The 16,499-nt window shown below is 70.9% G+C and carries 13 protein-coding genes; 8 read left to right on the forward strand and 5 right to left on the reverse strand.

Annotated elements, in window-relative coordinates:
• Positions 1 to 41: 41 nt before the first annotated feature.
• The 4 genes from DEJ29_RS14860 to pstC are packed head-to-tail and all read right to left on the reverse strand — an operon-like array spanning position 42 to position 6,725.
• Positions 42 to 2,645, reverse strand: coding sequence for a hypothetical protein (locus tag DEJ29_RS14860; RefSeq protein ID WP_111094468.1), 2,604 nt, complete (start codon positions 2,643 to 2,645; stop codon positions 42 to 44).
• A complete protein-coding gene (gene pstS / locus DEJ29_RS14865) occupies positions 2,642 to 4,378 on the reverse strand; it encodes a phosphate ABC transporter substrate-binding protein PstS (RefSeq protein WP_258375902.1) in 1,737 nt (578 codons plus the stop codon). The genes DEJ29_RS14860 and pstS overlap by 4 nt, the downstream gene beginning before the upstream one ends.
• Entirely contained in the window at positions 4,375 to 5,739 is a 1,365-nt protein-coding gene (gene pstA / locus DEJ29_RS14870) for a phosphate ABC transporter permease PstA (protein ID WP_111094466.1), read from the reverse strand. The genes pstS and pstA overlap by 4 nt, the downstream gene beginning before the upstream one ends.
• Positions 5,740 to 5,741: 2 nt before the next feature.
• Complete coding sequence (pstC, locus tag DEJ29_RS14875) at positions 5,742 to 6,725, reverse strand: phosphate ABC transporter permease subunit PstC (RefSeq protein WP_071405915.1); 984 nt, start codon at positions 6,723 to 6,725, stop codon at positions 5,742 to 5,744.
• A gap of 449 nt (positions 6,726 to 7,174) precedes the next feature.
• Between pstC and DEJ29_RS14880 the strand changes: the two genes are divergently transcribed.
• The 5 genes from DEJ29_RS14880 to DEJ29_RS14900 all read left to right on the forward strand — a co-directional run bounded on the left by DEJ29_RS14880 (position 7,175) and on the right by DEJ29_RS14900 (position 11,434).
• Positions 7,175 to 7,696, forward strand: coding sequence for a hypothetical protein (locus tag DEJ29_RS14880; RefSeq protein ID WP_111094465.1), 522 nt, complete (start codon positions 7,175 to 7,177; stop codon positions 7,694 to 7,696).
• Positions 7,693 to 8,010, forward strand: coding sequence for a hypothetical protein (locus DEJ29_RS14885; protein WP_111094464.1), 318 nt, complete (start codon positions 7,693 to 7,695; stop codon positions 8,008 to 8,010). Before DEJ29_RS14880 ends, DEJ29_RS14885 begins: the two co-directional genes overlap by 4 nt.
• A 208-nt stretch (positions 8,011 to 8,218) precedes the next feature.
• A complete protein-coding gene (locus DEJ29_RS14890) occupies positions 8,219 to 9,676 on the forward strand; it encodes a DUF6421 family protein (protein ID WP_111094463.1) in 1,458 nt (485 codons plus the stop codon).
• 11 nt (positions 9,677 to 9,687) lie between these two features.
• Positions 9,688 to 10,356: an SDR family NAD(P)-dependent oxidoreductase gene (locus tag DEJ29_RS14895; RefSeq protein WP_111094540.1), complete on the forward strand. Its 669-nt coding sequence runs from the start codon at positions 9,688 to 9,690 to the stop codon at positions 10,354 to 10,356.
• A 4-nt stretch (positions 10,357 to 10,360) separates the two neighbouring features.
• Complete coding sequence (locus DEJ29_RS14900) at positions 10,361 to 11,434, forward strand: threonine aldolase family protein (protein WP_111094462.1); 1,074 nt, start codon at positions 10,361 to 10,363, stop codon at positions 11,432 to 11,434.
• Between the two features lie 64 nt (positions 11,435 to 11,498).
• Here the strand turns inward: DEJ29_RS14900 and DEJ29_RS14905 are convergent, their stop codons facing one another.
• A complete protein-coding gene (locus tag DEJ29_RS14905) occupies positions 11,499 to 12,995 on the reverse strand; it encodes a CitMHS family transporter (RefSeq protein ID WP_111094461.1) in 1,497 nt (498 codons plus the stop codon).
• Positions 12,996 to 13,148: 153 nt separating this feature from the next.
• On the opposite strand from DEJ29_RS14905, the gene DEJ29_RS14910 reads away from it, so the two are divergent.
• The 3 genes from DEJ29_RS14910 (at position 13,149) to DEJ29_RS14920 (ending at position 16,474) form a co-directional block, all read left to right on the forward strand.
• Positions 13,149 to 14,858: a sensor histidine kinase gene (locus tag DEJ29_RS14910; protein WP_111094460.1), complete on the forward strand. Its 1,710-nt coding sequence runs from the start codon at positions 13,149 to 13,151 to the stop codon at positions 14,856 to 14,858.
• Positions 14,855 to 15,511 (forward strand): response regulator, encoded by a 657-nt coding sequence (locus DEJ29_RS14915; RefSeq protein WP_111094459.1) that lies wholly within the window; start codon positions 14,855 to 14,857, stop codon positions 15,509 to 15,511. The genes DEJ29_RS14910 and DEJ29_RS14915 overlap by 4 nt, the downstream gene beginning before the upstream one ends.
• A 465-nt stretch (positions 15,512 to 15,976) precedes the next feature.
• A complete protein-coding gene (locus DEJ29_RS14920; RefSeq protein ID WP_284173827.1) occupies positions 15,977 to 16,474 on the forward strand; it encodes a hypothetical protein in 498 nt (165 codons plus the stop codon).
• The last annotated feature ends 25 nt before the right edge of the window (positions 16,475 to 16,499 follow it).

Raw genomic sequence — 16,499 nt, forward strand, 5'->3', positions numbered from 1 at the left:
TCGACGCTGCCCAGGTGGCAGCGGTCGTGGGTGGAACTCGGTCACACGTGGGCGGCGGCCAGCATCGCCAGCCTCCGGCCACGGCGGATCAGGAACGGCCCCACGCCGAGCGCCGGCAGGCCGGCTCCGAGCGCCGCGGCGAGACCCAGGCGGGTCGCCGCGAGCGGCTGGTCGTGGGTGCGTTGGGTGGGTCCGGACGCCTCGTCGACGTCGTTGGTCGACACGGGAGGCGCGGCGTCGGCCACCGGGTCGACGGTCGCGTCCGGCAGGGTGTCGGTCGACGTCCCCGGGTCGGTGACGGGATCGGTGACGGTCTCCGTCGTGTCGGTGGGCGGTGGGACCGCCCCGTCGGTGCCGGACGCCGTCGGCTCGGTCGGCGCCGACGCCGCCGGCGGCTTCGGGCACGCCGCGGCGACCGTCCGGGCGTCGGTCAGCCCGGCGGCGACCTGCCCGGCCGCTGCCCGCATGCTGCTCGAGAGCGGGACGTAGCCGGCGGGGAGCTCGCCCTGCTTCTCCCCCGGTACCTGACCGGCACCGCTCGCGTACCGGATGAAGGTGGCGTAGTCCGAACGCTCCGCCGGGCTCGAGGCGCAGACGTTCACGGCCGCGTAGCTGAGCATGGCCAGCGGGTAGGCCGCCGCGTCACGGTTCGCGGGGTCGGCCACGACGACGCCCGGCACGGTCGACGGCCGCATGGTCGCGATGCCCTTCGTGATCGCCTCGGTGGTCGGAGCGACGGCCTCGCCGGCGGCGTTCACGAGCTTCGCGGTGGGGAGCGCGTACCGGGCGGCCGAGGCCGTGTCGGTGATCGACAGCAGGAACCGGCTCCCCGGCACCTGGGCGCCGAGCGAGGTGTAGCCCTTCGGCTGCCCGAACGGGTTCCAGGAGTCCTTCTGGTTGGGGTCCGCCTTGAGCGTCCGGTAGGCGCCCTCGTGCATGTCGTTCATGTACGGGCGCATGTCCAGGGTGCCGTAGCCGGTCTCGTCCGGGTCGCCGCCCTTCGCGATGGTCAGGTCGGCCTTCGGGAAGCTGTCGATCGTCGTGTCGGTCGCCAGTGACAGCGGGCTGTAGGCGGGGTTGATCCGCATCCCCCACTCGTCCGGGCGCCCGTCGAGGAACGCCGCCGCGACGGGGTCCGCCCGCAGCCACGCCCAGACCCGGGCGTTCGCGTTCGTGTCCCCGAGCGCGACCATCAGTCCGGCCGGGGCGGTGTCGCTCTTCGAGCCGACAAAGGTCGGGTTGAGCGCGAGGAACTCCGGGTCCGTCACGATGCTCGAGGCGTTCGCCGACACGGTGGGGTCGCCCTTGCCGCGGCCGGGCACGTCCGCCTGGTACGACTGCGTGAGCAGCTTCGCGACGAGCCGTGCGTCGAGGGTGAGTTCCTGCGCCTGCAGCCCGTTCCGCGCCTTGGCGGGGGCGTCCGGGTACAGCCGGTAGTCGATCGAGAAACCGATCACGATCGCCGACTGCGCCACGGGGGCGTACCGGATGGTCGTGTCCGGGGCGGTCGCGGGGTCGAGCGGGGTGTTCACCAGGGCGAGGCGCGATGCCCCACCGGTCGTCGAGACGATCTGGTGCTGTGCCTCCTCGTCGCCGATCTGCGAGTAGCCGTAGGTGGTGCCGAGTCCGCACAGTGCGGGCTGCCAGGCGGTGACCGCCTCGGTGGCGGGCTCCGAGCCGACCAGGCGCTGCTCCGCGTTGCCGATCGGGCAGGCCTGGGCAACGGACTGGAACCCGAGCGGGAACACGACGCGGTTGCGCCAGGCCGATGCCGACAGGGGCGAGCCGGTGACACGACCGGCGGCGGTCGACCCCGCGGTGCCGCCGTCGAGGTTGTGGCTGCCGCGCGGCACGATCACGAGCCAGCAGTCCCGCGGCGTCGTCCTTCCGGCAGCCACCCGGTCCTGCCCGCAGCCGAGCTGCGGCGCCTCGAGCCCCGACTGGGTCTCGAAGGTGACCTGACCGGTGCCGTCGCTCGCGGTGCGCGCGGCCGTGACCTCGTTCGTGGTCGTCGCGTCGAACTGCTTCGACAGCTCCGTCGTGCTCTTCGACAGGGTCCCGTCGACCGACCGGAAGGGCACGCGGTAGGCGCGGAGGAACGGGTTCTCGACGGGCGGGTCGAGCAGCAGGTCTGGGTTCGCGTCCGGTCCGGTCAGGGTCGGGTCCTGCAGCGGGTCGTCCCCGTTCACCAGGTCGCGCTTGGCGGCACCGACGCCGGTCAGGGCCGCGATCGTCGACGACGGAGCGCCCCACTGGCACTGTTCGGGGGACGGTCCGGCCGCCTCGTCGCCCCAGCACTGCATGACCTGGACGTAGTCGGTGGCGTACTCACTCGGCGAGGTCGGCTTCGCACCGGTCCAGCTCACCGTGACGCCCTGGTCGGTGAGTTCGCGGGTCTGGCTGACCGTGAAGGACATCTTCGAGAAGTCGGCCGCGTCGGGGTCGGGCGTGGTGGTCGATCCCCCGGAACCGAGGGCGGCCTGCGCGTCGGCCCACGACTTCGTCACCGCGGACGAGGGGGTGGCCGAGGGCGCGGTGGCCGACGCCGGGATCGTGGCGACGAGCAACGACCCGGCGATGGTCGAGGTGACGGCACCGAAGACGAGGGCCGCGGAACCGAGTCGGACGAGGTGCTGGTTCTTCACTTCTGGGTCCTCCGTCGGGACACGAGCACGCCGATCAGCGGGGGCAGCAGGACCACGCCCAGCAGTGCGGCCACGGCGCAGAGCATCAGGGTGCGGGTCGGCGTCCAACCGTCGGCCGCGTCGACCTCGACCGGCAGGGCGGCCACGTTCTGGCACACACCGCTGTCGGCGTCGCACTGCACGGGCGAGCCGTTGTTCAGTGCGGGCACCGCGCCGGTGCCACCGCTGCCGGTGCTGCGGCCGGAGAGCTCGGTCGACCCGCTCCCGGATCCCGAACCGGATCCGCTCGAGCCTCCGGAACCGGAACCCCCGGACCCGCCGCCCTTCGCACCGGACCCCGAACCGCCGCCGGAGCCCGAGCCCCCGGCCGCCCCGGTACCGCCACCGGAACCGCCCGCGCCACCACCGGCCGCGCCACCGCTCTGGGTCGGCGTCGTGGTGCCTTTCGCCCCGCCGGTGCCCGTGTTGCACTGGGTCGCGCCGAGCTTGTCGCACGCGGGCGGCTGCGGCGCCTTGACGGCGAGGGTGTTCTTGCCGTCAGCGGAGAACGTCGGGTTGTTGCACTTCCGGATGTCGATCTTCTTCGCCTCGACACCGGGGATGCGCCGCACCTGGTCGAGTCCGGCCTGCACCAGGTTGATCGGCAGCGGCGAGTAGCCGAGCACCTCGGCCTGCTGCTGCCCCTCGCACAGGAAGTAGTAGTCGAACGCCCCGAGGGTCTTGCCCTTCGCCGGGGTCAGGCTCGCGTCCGTGGTCGTCGGCACCACCATGTAGGAGTACGACGACAGTGGGTAGGTGCGTGCGTCGGGGTTGTCGTAGACGCCGTCGAGGATCTGCGTCAGGTACGACGACGACCGCTTGTCCTGGTTGATCTTCGCCCCGAGCAGGCCGACCGCGACGTTCGAGGCGGTCGGTTCGACGTAGTAACCGGCCTTGTTCAGCACCTTCGCCACCGGGTAGCCGGTCTTCAACGCGTAGGAGTACTCGACGTACGTGATCGTGCCGACGTTGGCCTTCTGGGCGACGTAGCCGGACACGCCCTGCGAGTTCGGCTGGGCGATGAACCCCTTGCCGGCGACCGTCGGGTAGTTCGACGTGATGCCGCACGGCAGCGGCCGACCCGCCTGCTTGCAGTACGCGTTCCACTCGGACGGGTACTTCTTGCTCATCCAGGTGGTGAACTGCGCGGTCGACCCGGATCCGTCGGACCGGACGACCGGCACGACGCGGCGCTTCGGCAGGTCGAGCCCGGGGTTGTCGGCCTTGACCTTCGGGTCGTCCCAGCTCGTGATCTTGCCGGTGAAGATGCCCGCGAGCACCGGGCCGGACAGCCGCAGGTTCGTGATCTGCTTGCCACCGGCACTGAGGTTGTACATGAACGACGTGCCACCGGCGACGATCGGCATGTACGCGTAGCCGACCGTCGGCGGGACGTCGGTGACCCCACCGTCCTTGATGCCGTACGGGATCTCGGAGACGGCGAAGTCGACCGTGCCCGCCTTGAACTGGTTGCGGCCGTCGGAGGACCCGGTGCTGGCGTACCGGACCTTCATCCCGTACTGCTGCACGTTCACGGCCCACTGCTGGATCGCGACGGAGCTCCACGACGAGCCAGCGCCCGAGATGGGCACGTAGGACTCGCCCGCGTCGGCCGCGGTGGCGGGGAGGATCGACAGGGCCAGTGCGGCGGCGGCCAGGACCGCGCCCATCAGGCGTGTTCTGCGGGGTCTCACGATGGGTCCTTCTGGGAGGCGTCGGCGGGGAACGGGTGGACGTAACGGCGGGCGTGCCGGCGGATGAAACGGCCGACGGGGCGCCAGACCGGCCCGGCGGCGGCGACACCGCGCAGGACCAGGCGACCGAGCGCCCGGACGCGGTCGTTGCGGCGCTCGCGGGTCGCGACGGTCTGCGACCCGATCACCCGGGCGATCACGAAGAGCACCAGCACGAGGAACATCAGGACCGCGGCCGCGCCGAAGCCACGGGCGATCATGTTCGGTTCGGGCGACTTGACGAACTCGAAGATCGCCAGGGGCAGCGAGATCATCGGGCCGCTCGTCGGGTCGAGGTTCAGGTCGGGCGCGAAGCCGGCGGTCAGCAGCACCGGGCTCGTCTCACCGATGCCGCGCGCGGTGGCGAGGATGATCGCGGTGACCAGGCCGGAGCGGGACGTCGGCAGCACGACCCGCCACACCGTCTGCCACTGACCGGCACCGAGCCCGATCGACGCCTCCTTCAGCGTCGACGGCACCAGGCGGAGCACGACGTCGGCGGACCGGATCATGATCGGCAGCATCATCACGCTGATCGCCAGGGACGCCGCGAACCCGGACTTGTCGAAGCCGAGCCCGACGATGACGCTCGCGTAGATGAAGAGCCCCGCGACGATCGAGGGCAGCGCGGTCATCGCCTCGACGATGGTGCGGACGAACCGGGCGAAGGGTCCGGGCACCTCGGTCAGGAACAGCGCCGTGGTCACGCCGAGCGGCACCGTGATCACGAGCGCGATCGAGATCTGGATGAGCGACCCCGCGATGGCGTGCAGCACTCCGCCGGAGGTCATCGGGTCGAGCGGCCCGGTGAGCGCCATGTCCTGCGTGTAGAAGTTCCAGTGCGGCAGCGCCTTCGTGGCCCGGATCACGCTGAACGAGACGACGAACACCAGCGTGGCCACCACGACGAACGCCAGCGAGTGCACCGCGGCGGAGACGACCCGGTCACGGACCACGGCCGCGCTCTCGTTGGTGGCGACGAGGAGCGCGTAGAACACCAGGAACATCACGTAGGCGACGGCCGCGAAGGCGATCGGGCCGGAGACCGGGGCGAGTTCGGTGAACACGATCGACGTGACCGAGACCGAAGCGACCGCGGCACCGACGACGCACAGCACGTCGCTGATCCGGGTGCCGCTGAACCGGCGCTCCTCGGGCCCACGGGCCGGCTCGGACTCCCGCTCGAGCCGCGGCAGGACCGTGCCGGAGCCGGAACCCGAGGGCGTCGACACCGTCACCGGGCTGGCCGGGACGGGCGTCGACAGGGGGACGGTGGGCAGGGGTGACGTGACGCCCGACGGCGCCTGGGTGGTGTTCGTCATGGCTAGCTGCTCGCTCCCGAACGCGATCGGGCGACCACGGCGGACGCGGCGAAGTTGATGCACAGCGTCATCAGGAACAGCGTCAGACCCGCTGCCATGAGCGCCGACATGCCGAAGGGTGTCGCGTCGCCGTACCGCAGGGCGATCAGCGAGGAGACCGAGCTCGCCCCGGCCTGCAGGACGTGCGGCTGGATGACGAACACCGGCGAGATGATCATGTAGACGGCGATGGTCTCGCCCAGCGCCCTGCCCAGACCGAGCATCGTCCCGCCGATGATGCCGCCCCGGCCGAACGGCAGCACGACCGAGCGGATCATCCCCCACCGAGTCGACCCGAGCGCGAGCGCCCCCTCACGCTCACCGAGCGGGGCCTGCGAGAACACCTCGCGCATGATCGAGGTGACGATCGGCGTGATCATCAGCCCGACGACGATGCCGGCGATGAACGTCGAGGCCGTGTACGCGGTCGGCGACGCGAGCGGGTCGTCGAGGTCGACGCCCGACACCGAGAAGAGCGGGATCCAGCCGAACCACTGCGAGATCCACCGCGACACCGGCGTGATCTGCGACTGCAGGAAGAAGAAGCCCCAGAGCCCGTAGACGACGCTCGGGATCGCGGCCATCAGGTCGACGAGCCCGATGAACGCCTTGCGGATCCGCAGGGGTGCGTACTCGGTGATGTACAGCGCGGTGCCGAGCGAGAGCGGCAGGGCGAACGCGATTGCGACGGCGGCGATCAGGACCGTGCCGACCAGCACGGCGGCGATGCCGAACCGGTGGGCGTCGGGGTCCCAGGCCTGCGTGGTGAGGAACCCGAACCCGGCGACGCGCAGGGCCTCGGCGGCCCGGACTGCCAGGAACAGCCCGACGAGCAACATGATCGCGAGGACGGTGACACCGCCGGCACGGGCGATGTTCCGGAACCTGACGTCCGATGGGTCCCGCACGACCGTGAGCAGGCGGGGCGAATCTGTGGACAACGGCATCCTTCGGAATCCGGGGCAGCAGGTCGGGTGCGCCGGGGGATGCTGCGCTCCCGTTCCGGCGGGCATCACATTGGCAGTCGCTCGACCAACGAAGGCCCCTCAGCCGGCGTCCAGGAAACGGCTCAGAAGTGAACAGACGGGTTTCCTGAGCGGATCGCAAGCTTTGTGTGGTCGCCACACCCTCCGTTCGGGGGCGGACGGAGCAGTCCGGGGTACAGCGATCGGGGCACAAGCCCGATGCGCCACAGAACCCCAGATCGGAAGGTGGTTCGTTCCCGGAACCAATATTTCCTCACACTCACACGCGCCCCTCCCGGCACTGGGTGAACACCCAGGGGAACGAGGCTCGAGCTTCCGGTCCCACGTATCAAATTTGTCGTTGCACATTTCACCGGATAGCGGCAGATTGGTCTCCGATCGGCGAAGGACGTCGATCGGGAGGGCACCCAATGACGTCGTTCACCGTCTCCACGAGCAAGATCGCAATTGTCGGGCTGTTGACAGCAGGGTTGTGCGCGTCCACGTTCGCCGCTCCGCCAGCTCACGCTGCCACGGCAGAACCCGCGGCTTCGGTCACCTCGATCGTCGAGGACCTCGATCTCCAGGCCGCCGACGTCGAACGCGGGCTGGCGCTGATCGAGAGCGTTCCGGAAGCCGTCCTGCTCCAGGGCCAGACCGCGTACGAGGAATGGGCAGCTGGCAACCCGATGGTCCAGCGAGCGACTCGTGCAAGCGTCCTCGAGTGCACGGGAGCGATCGCGCTCGTGATCGCCTCAACGGCGTTCCCTGTCGCGAAGATCTTGAAGATCAAACGTTTGATCAACTCGCTCGGCGGCGTCACGAAGGCAGTCCGGATCATGTGGGGCGCGTCCTTCAGCTGGGAGAAGATCCGGGCCCTCGGCGGGGCTGCGGCTGCGCTGGGGGCTGAGCTCCTCGGCATCGCGGCAGTGAAGCGAGGGTGCTTCCGATGAGGCGTCGGGCGCCGGCCTTCATCGTCCTCTTCGGGATCGTGTCGACGGTCGGTGCCTGGCTCTCGCTCGATCTGCTCTACGCGTGTTTGGCCGCGCTCGCGACGATCACGTACGCCGCCTTCGCTCCGAGCATCGTCGGGAGTACCCCGATCCCCCCGGGGTGCGCACCAGACCCGGCAAAGGTGCGGAGTTGGCGTGAGACGCATCCGGACTCGACGGTGAGCGAAGCGATCGATGCCGTCACCAAGCGTGAGCGCATCGACTCGGAGGCCCGTGGAGACAACAGCTCCGGGCGACCCGCCCGGCGCCGCTGACTCCGACCACGCTGACCGCCCACGCAGGACCGGCGACGGTTCCATGCGCGCAGCAGTCGGATCCCCGCGCGAGCACCACGACGACGCACGATTCCACCGCAGATGGGCAACTTTGCGTCCCCCGAACTTCCCTAGGCTCGAGACGATCCGGTAACGCGCACCACTCGTCCGCAGATCCGCGGCCGACCCCGATGACGGGAGGTTCGACATGTCCCAGTTCGCCCAGAAGATCTCGCAGGACGCCATCGTCGGAGAGCCCGAGGTCGTCGAGGACCACCTGTCCGTGCGCGAGATCGCCGCCCACCCCGCCTGGCTCCGGCTCAAGCGTGCAGTCGTCGCCCTGCAGACGCGGGACGGCTCCGTCCCCGAACCGTCCGACCACGCCGCTGCCGCCGGACACGTCGCGGTGATCGTGCCGGCCGTCGCCGAGCTGGCACCACACTTCCCGCACGACGCCGCGTTCCTGCACGTGCTGCAGCTCGACTTCGCACGCTGGCAGGAGCAGGGCTTCGGGGTCCCCGACTTCCTCGACTCCCTCACCGCGTTCCAACCGCAGCAACACCGCGACGACGGGCTCGGCCACCTGGTCGTGTTCCCGATGGTCACCCAGAACGGCAGCACCTCGCGCTTCGTCGAGGCGGTCCTGGTCGAGGTCATCTGGCCGGAGTTCATCGCCGAGCTCGAGGCCGGCGACCACGGCAACGCGTTGTTCGTCGCGCTGCGATTCGTCGACTTCACCCCGGGCTACGACACGAACTCGGCGGTGCTGTTCCCCGAGACCGTCGCGATGCGCTCGATCCCCGCCTTCACGTGGGGCGCGATCTTCCAGGACCGCGAGGCCGCCCGCTACCGCCGGGTCGTCCGTGCCGCCGCCGACGTCACCAAGCTCGAGCTGCCGCCCGAGGCCGCTGCGATGCTCGACGACCAGCAGCTGACCGAGCGGGTCTTCGTGATGTGGGACATCATCCACGACCGCTCGCACATGCGTGGGGACCTGCCCTTCGACCCGTTCATGATCAAGCAGCGGATGCCGTTCTTCCTCTACTCGCTCGAGGAGCTCCGCTGCGACCTGACCGCGTTCCGGGAGTCCGTGCGTCTGGAACGCGAGCTGTCCGCCGGACCCGACACGGGCCTCCAGGACGCGCAGCGCGCCATCCGCGACCACGCGCGCCTGGTGCAGTACGCGGTCGTCTTCGACCGCATCTTCCGCTTCGCGATCACCGGCAGCCGCGTCCGCAACTACGACGGACTGGGCGGCCAGCTGCTGTTCGCCTGGATGCACCAGCACGGCGTCCTGCACTGGACGGACACGCAGCTGACGATCGACTGGCCCGAGGTGCCGGACGTGATCATCGCCCTGAGCGACGAGATCAACGAGCTCTACCGGCGCTCGATCGACCGGCCGAAGTCGGCGCACTGGCTCGCCGCGTACGAGATGCTGATCCGCACGCTCACGCCGCACCCGGCGTCGAAGTGGGCGCGTGGCCTGCCCGACGAGACGCTCGCCGGACCGCCGCGCGGCTACACCGATGCGGTGCTCGACGACGAGTTCCCGCTGTCGATGTTCTACGAGGCGCTCGACAAGAAGATGGCGACCGTCATCGCGTCCACGGCCGGCATCACCGGCACCACGGACGCCGAGCTCGTCGGCGAGGCCGCCGCGTGACCGACGGCTCGATGGCCGGTCGCCTGGTGCTGATCGCCGGTGCGACCAGTGCCAGCGGCGCAGCCGTCGCGCGCGCACTCACCGCCGCCGGTGCGGCCGTCGTCGCGGTCGGCACCAGACCCGACGCCCTGGAGGCCCTGCGCGCGTCCGTCCCGGGCGTCACGACGCGGACGTGCGACCTGTCGGACCTCGGTGCGGTCACCGCGTTGGCCGACGACGTCCACGCGGACGCCGGCCGCGTCGACGGACTGGTCCACCTGGTCGGCGGGTGGCGCGGCGGTGGCAGCATCGTCGGCCAGTCCGACGCGGACTGGGACTTCTTCGACCGCGCCTTCCGGACCCTGCGGAACACGACCCGGGTCTTCCACGACGACCTCGTGGCGTCCCCTGCCGGGCGGCTCGCGTTCGTGTCGTCCACCGCGGTCGACTCCCCCACCGCCGGCGCCGCGAACTACGCGTCGGCGAAGGCCGCGTCCGACGCCTGGGTCCGGGCCGTCGCGCAGGGGTTCCGGAAGGAGGCACCGGAGACCGCCGCGGCCGCCGTGTTCGTCGTCGGTGCACTGTCCGGCCTCGAGGAGCGGCTCGGCACCGAGGTCGTCCGGCTCTGGGACGTCCCACCGGCCGACGTCAACGGTGCCCGCATCCCGCTCACGGCGCCTGATCCCTCGAACCTAGGATGAACGCGTGACCCTCCGACTGCACGACCTGGACCTGCGGGGCTTCGCCTCGGACAACTACGCCGGCGTCCACCCCGAGATCCTCGCCGCCATCGCCGCGGCCAACGACGGCCACCAGATCGCCTACGGCGAGGACGTCTACACCGCACGTCTCAACGAGGTGATCCGCGAGCACTTCGGGTCGCAGGCCGAGGCGTTCCCGGTGTTCAACGGCACCGGCGCGAACGTCGTCGGCCTGCAGTCGATGCTGCCGCGGTGGGGAGCGGTCGTGTGCACCGCGACCGCGCACATCCACACCGACGAAGCCGGAGCGCCCGAGCGCGTCGCCGGCATCAAGCTCCTGCCGGTCGAGGCACCCGACGGCAAGCTGACGCCCGAGCTCATCGACCGCGAGGCCTGGGGCTGGGGCGACGAGCACCGCGCCCAGCCGCTCGTCGTGTCGATCACGCAGACCACCGAGCTCGGCACCGCCTACACGGTGGACGAGGTCCGGACGATCGCCGACCACGTCCACTCCCTCGGCATGAAGCTGCACATGGACGGCGCCCGCATCTCGAACGCCGCGGCGTCCCTCGGGGTGCCCCTGCGCGACTTCACCACCGACGCCGGTGTCGACGTGCTGAGCTTCGGCGGCACGAAGAACGGCATGCTCTACGGCGAGGCGATCGTCGTGCTGAACCCCTCGGCGTCCGAGGGGCTGCACTACCTGCGCAAGATGAACATGCAGCTCTCGTCGAAGATGCGGTTCGTCTCCGCGCAGCTCATCGCCCTGCTCAGCGACGACCTGTACCTGCGCTCCGCCGGGCACGCCAACGCCATGGCCGCCCGACTGCGCGGTGCTTTGGAGGCCGGTATCGCCGACGGCAGCATCCAGGGCGTCGGCTTCAGCCAGCAGACCCAGGCGAACGGCGTCTTCGCGACCCTGCCCGCCGGGGTGGCCGACCGGCTGCGGAAGCACTTCCGGTTCTACGACTGGGACGCCAGCCGCAACGAGGTGCGGTGGATGTGCGCGTACGACACCTCGGAGCAGGACATCGACGACTTCGTCGCGGCGCTGACGCGGGAGCTCGACGCCGCCTGAGCCGGCACCGTCCGGTCAGGCGCGCACCGGTCGGGCGCGCGCCGAGTCGGCACCGGCGGTCGGTTCACCCGAACGGGATGACCCGCACCACGATCGCCACCACGAGCATCGCCATCGCGACCACGGCCGCCCGCCACAGCACCTTCCGGTGGTGGTCGCCGAGGTTCACGTTGGCCAGCGACACCAGCAGCAGGATCGCGGGGACGAGCGGGCTCTGCATGTGCACCGGCTGCCCGACGACCGAGGCCCGCGCCATCTCGGCCGGCGTGATCCCGTACGCCGCGGCGCTCTCCGACAGCACCGGCAGGATCCCGAAGTAGAACGCGTCGTTGCTCATGAAGAACGTCAGCGGCATGCTCAGCACACCGGTGATGCCCGCCAGGTACGGGCCCATCGAGTCCGGGATCACCGCGACGAGCCAGTCGGCCATCGCCGCGACCATCCCGGTGCCGTCGAGCACCCCGATCAGCACCCCGGCGGCGAACACCATCGACACGACACCGACGATGCTCGGGGCGTGCGCCACGATCTGCGCGGTCTGCTGCTTGAGCTGCGGGAAGTTCACGAGCAGGGCGATCGCCGTGCCGATCATGAACACGAAGTGCAGCGGCAGCAGGCCCAGCACGAGCGCCACCATCACGGCGACGGTCAGCGCCAGGTTGAACCAGATCCGCTTCGGCCGCAGGGTCGGGCGGTTCGGGTCGAGCATCGTCTCGGCCATGGTGCCGGTCCCCGTGCCGCCCTCGTCCCCCGCACCCGCGCCGTCCACACCTTCGCCGTCCGCACGCCGACCGTCGGCCTTCCCGCCGCGTAGTCCGAGCGCGACCGTGGGGCTCGTGAACATCCCGCCGCCGGTCCCGCCGACCGCCGCGAGCACCCGTGACCCGGCCCGGGCGTTCGCCCGCTCCGGCACCCGTGCACCCCGCGAGGCCTCGGTGAACTCGATCAGCCCGAGCCGCTTCCGCTCCCGCAGGCCCATCGTCCACGCGAACGTGAAGCACAGCAGCAGCCCCACCACGAGCGACGGCACGAGCGGCACGAAGATGTCCGTGGGGTCGATCTTCAGCGCGGCGGCGGCACGGGCGGTGGGACCGCCCCAGGGCACGATGTTGAGCGTGCCGTTCGTCAGACCCGCCACGCACGTCATCACGACCGGGCTCATGCCGAGCTTCAGGTAGATCGGCAGCATCGCCGCCGTGACCACGATGAACGTCGTCGAGCCGTCCCCGTCGAGCGAGACCGCACCGGCCAGCAGAGCCGTGCCGAGCACGATCTTCGCCGGGTCGTTGCCGGTCACCCGCAGGATGAACCGGACGAGCGGGTCGAACAGGCCGACGTCGATCATCAGCCCGAAGTACATGATCGCGAACATCAGGAGCGCGGCCGTCGGTGCCAGCGTGCCGATCGCCTCGGTCACCATGTCGCCGAGTCCCAGACCCGCCCCCGCGAACAGTCCGAACACGGTCGGCACGATGATCAGCGCGAGCATGGGCGACATGCGCTTGGTCATGATCAGGACCATGAAGGTCAGGACCATCGCGTACCCGAGGATGACGAGCATCAGGACTCCTTCGTCCGTGTCTGGCAGTCCGGGCACGCTACGACCCGGCCTGGAGGCGCGGCGCGCTTCTGCACATTGGCGCACCATCGCGCGTTGACCGCTTTCTGCGCATTGTGCGCAGGCAGGTCGGCTCGCCCTCCGTACGCTGGGGTCGTGACCGACGACCGTTCACGGCGCCCCAGGCTCCGCTTCGCCACCGAGGTGCTCGTGCTGCAGCTCGCCGTGGTGGTCGCCGTCGTCGCCCTGACCAGTGCCGTGTTCGTCCGGATCGAGGTCACCCGGCTGGAGCGCGCTGCCGAGGGGACCGCACTCGCGATCGCACAGAGCGTCGCCGCGCAGTCCGACGTCCGGGCCGCGGTCGCCCGGCTCAGCGTCGACGGCACCGACCTCGACCCCGCGGCCCTCGCCGACGGGCCCGTCCAGCGAGCGGCACTCGCAGCCCAGCGCCGGACCGGGGCACTCTTCGTCGTGGTCACCGACGACCGGGGCATCCGGCTGGCCCACCCCGACGCCGACCGGATCGGCGAGATGGTGAGCACCTCCCCCGACGCCGCACTCGCGGGCCGCGAGACCGTGTCCTGGGCACGCGGCACGCTCGGCGAGTCGGCGCGGGCGAAGGTGCCCGTCTCCGCGCCCGCGGCCGGCGGGGCGGCGACGAGCCGGGCCTCCCGGCAGTCCGCCGTCGTCGGCGAGGTGAGCGTCGGGTTCAACCGGGCACGCGTCTACGACACCCTGGTCGAGGACAGCATGCCGGTGATCGGTGCCGGGCTGGCGGCGGTCCTGCTCGCGGTGATCGCCTCGGTGCTGATCCGACGCAGGCTGGTGCGGCTGACGCTCGGGCTGCAGCCGGAGGAGCTCGTGACGCTCGTGCAGAACCAGCAGGCCGTGCTCGGCGGTGTCGGTGAAGGCGTCATCGCGATCGGGCCGTCGGGGGTCGTCACCGTCTGCAACCCCGAAGCCGTGCGACTGCTCGGGCTGGCCGATCCGGTCGGCCGTCCGGTGGCATCGCTCGACCTGCCCGCGCCGCTCGGGTCGATGCTGGACGTGACCACCGCGGCTCCGGCGAGCGCCACGATCGTCGCCGGGCACCGGGTGCTGCTCGTCGACGTCCGCACGGTGTTCCGCGACGGCCGCGACCTGGGCCGGGTCGCCGTCCTGCGCGACCGCACCGACGTCGAGGCCCTGACCCGGCGACTCGACGCCGTCGGGGCGATGAGCACGGCGCTCCGCGCGCAGCGCCACGAGTTCGCGAACCGGCTGCACGCGATCTCGGGGCTGCTCGACATCGGCGAGACCGCCCGGGCGCGCGCGTACCTGGCGGACGTGCAGGAGCGCGGGCCGCTGCGCTACCCGGTGCAGCACGCCGACCGGTTGACCGAGCCGTACCTGCAGGCGTTCCTCGGGGCGAAGGGTGTCGAGGCCGCCGAGCGCGGGGTGCTGCTGCGGATCGGGGCGGAGACGCTCGTGCAGGGGACGATCACCGACCCGGGCGACGTGACGACCGTGCTCGGCAACCTGGTCGACAACGCGGTGTCGGCGGCCCTGGACGGGGACGAGCAGTCGAGGGACGGCGGATCCCCGTGGGTGGAGGTCGAGGTGCTCGACGACGGCACGACGCTGCACCTGTCGGTGATGGACTCCGGGCCGGGGGTGCCAGCCGATGCCGCGGACTCGCTGTTCGTGCGCGGTCCGGCGCCTGTTCCTGCGTCGGAGGACGTCTCGCAGGTGCACGGGCTCGGGATCGGGCTGCCGTTGTCGCGGGAGATCGCCCGGCGACACGGTGGCGACGTGTGGCTCGCCTCCCCCGGCGGTGCCGACCACGGCGCGGTCTTCTGCGCCCGACTGGAAGGAGTGGTGTCGTGAGTTCCGTGTTCACCGTGCTGGTGGTCGACGACGACTTCCACGTCGCCGACCTGCACCGGCGGCAGGTCGACGAGGTACCGGGGTTCCGGGCGCTCGAACCCGTCGGGACCCTCGCGGCCGCCCGCTCCGCGCTGTCGAGCGGGACCGTGGACCTGGTGCTCGTCGACGTGTACCTGCCCGACGGCAGCGGGCTCGAGCTGCTGCGGTCGATCGACACCGATGCCTTCGTGCTGAGTGCCGCCTCGGACTCCGGCACCGTTCGCCGGGCGATGCGGAGCGGGGCACTCGCCTACCTGATCAAGCCCTTCGCAGCCGGGGTGCTGGCCGAACGACTGCAGGCGTACGCGCGCTCGCGGAACGTGCTCGACGAGCGCTCGACACTCGATCAAGAGGCCGTCGAGCGGGCGTTCCGGATCCTGCACGCCGGGGACAGCGGTGGGGCGTCGCCGTCCCGGGCGGCCACGGCGGCGCTGGTGCTCGAGCAGCTCGTCGCCGGTGAGGAACGATCCGCCGCCGAGGTGGCTGCGGCGATCGGGGTCTCGCGGGCGACGGCGCAGCGGTACCTGGCGCAGCTCACGGCGGACGGGACCGTGGCGATGCAGTTGCGGTACGGGGCTGCGGGGCGGCCGGAGCACCGGTACGTGCGGCGGTGAGCGAGTTCGTCCGGTACCAGAGCGCCGTCCCCAACCGCCGCGGGCGGTTTCCGGGGGTCTTCGCTCTTGCCAACGGTCTGCAGCGGGACGGCCGGCTGAGCGACGCCGAGACGAGGTGGCTCCGGGAAGCGAACACGCGCGCGACCGCGATGTACGCCGACCCGACCACAGTGCAGCCCGATTGCTACGACGAGACCTACAACCCCGGGGCACGGGCGTGGTTCAGCGCGGACGCCCTCGCACTGCTCGAGATGGTCGGCCCGTACCTGGAACTCCTCGACCACCACGAGATCGCGTGGATGCAACTCGTGACCAGCTCCCCGGGGCGGATCGTCTACCGGGATGCCGTCCAGGTCGTCGCGGTGCCGCACACCCACGCTGAAGATTGGCCCTTCCGGCCACCTCAGCAGGGGCGCGCCCTAGCCCTGTCCCTGGTCCGCGAGGCGCCATCCGGACGCCGTCTTCGTGAAGCAGAAGCTCCACGTGCGCGTCCCGTTCATCGGCTCCGATTCCTCCGACGCTCGACTCGTCACCGTCGTGTCGACGCAGGACTCCGTCGTATGGCCAGGGTTGAACGGCACCGATTCCGCCTTGTCCGCGACGGTGTACCTCCGCAGCGTCGGGTTCCGGCACCACGCCCACGTGCTGTCGAGCGTCAACGCCTTCGTCACGTCACACCGCTGCGCCTTCGCCGCAGCCAGGTACACCTTCGTCACCTCGACGGCGGTTGCGGACGACGGCGGCAACCGGGGCGAACTGCACCCGGCCACCAGTGCGAGCCCCGACGCCAGCACGGCGGTCACGAGGACCGAGCGTTGCACGAGCAGGAGCCGTCCGTGCGGTCTGCTCATACGCATCAAGTCCACCCCTCACGGTGCCGCGGACGGTCCGCTGGTCTCGCCCAGCAAAGCGCACCACCCCGATCAGAGCCATGAGCACCCCCACAGCCAGGTCCGCCACTGACGGACTGGAGGCGCGGGGCGGGGCC

Origin of the sequence: Curtobacterium sp. MCPF17_021 (genome assembly GCF_003234605.2) — a bacterium.
In the GTDB taxonomy this organism is placed as follows: domain Bacteria; phylum Actinomycetota; class Actinomycetes; order Actinomycetales; family Microbacteriaceae; genus Curtobacterium; species Curtobacterium flaccumfaciens.

Coding starts and splice junctions, on each gene's coding strand:
- pstA (WP_111094466.1), bottom strand. CDS start 5,739: ATGACGAACACCACCCAGGCGCCGTCGGGCGTCACGTCACCCCTGCCC.
- pstC (WP_071405915.1), bottom strand. CDS start 6,725: ATGCCGTTGTCCACAGATTCGCCCCGCCTGCTCACGGTCGTGCGGGAC.
- DEJ29_RS14880 (WP_111094465.1), top strand. CDS start 7,175: ATGACGTCGTTCACCGTCTCCACGAGCAAGATCGCAATTGTCGGGCTG.
- DEJ29_RS14885 (WP_111094464.1), top strand. CDS start 7,693: ATGAGGCGTCGGGCGCCGGCCTTCATCGTCCTCTTCGGGATCGTGTCG.
- DEJ29_RS14890 (WP_111094463.1), top strand. CDS start 8,219: ATGTCCCAGTTCGCCCAGAAGATCTCGCAGGACGCCATCGTCGGAGAG.
- DEJ29_RS14895 (WP_111094540.1), top strand. CDS start 9,688: ATGGCCGGTCGCCTGGTGCTGATCGCCGGTGCGACCAGTGCCAGCGGC.
- DEJ29_RS14905 (WP_111094461.1), bottom strand. CDS start 12,995: ATGCTCGTCATCCTCGGGTACGCGATGGTCCTGACCTTCATGGTCCTG.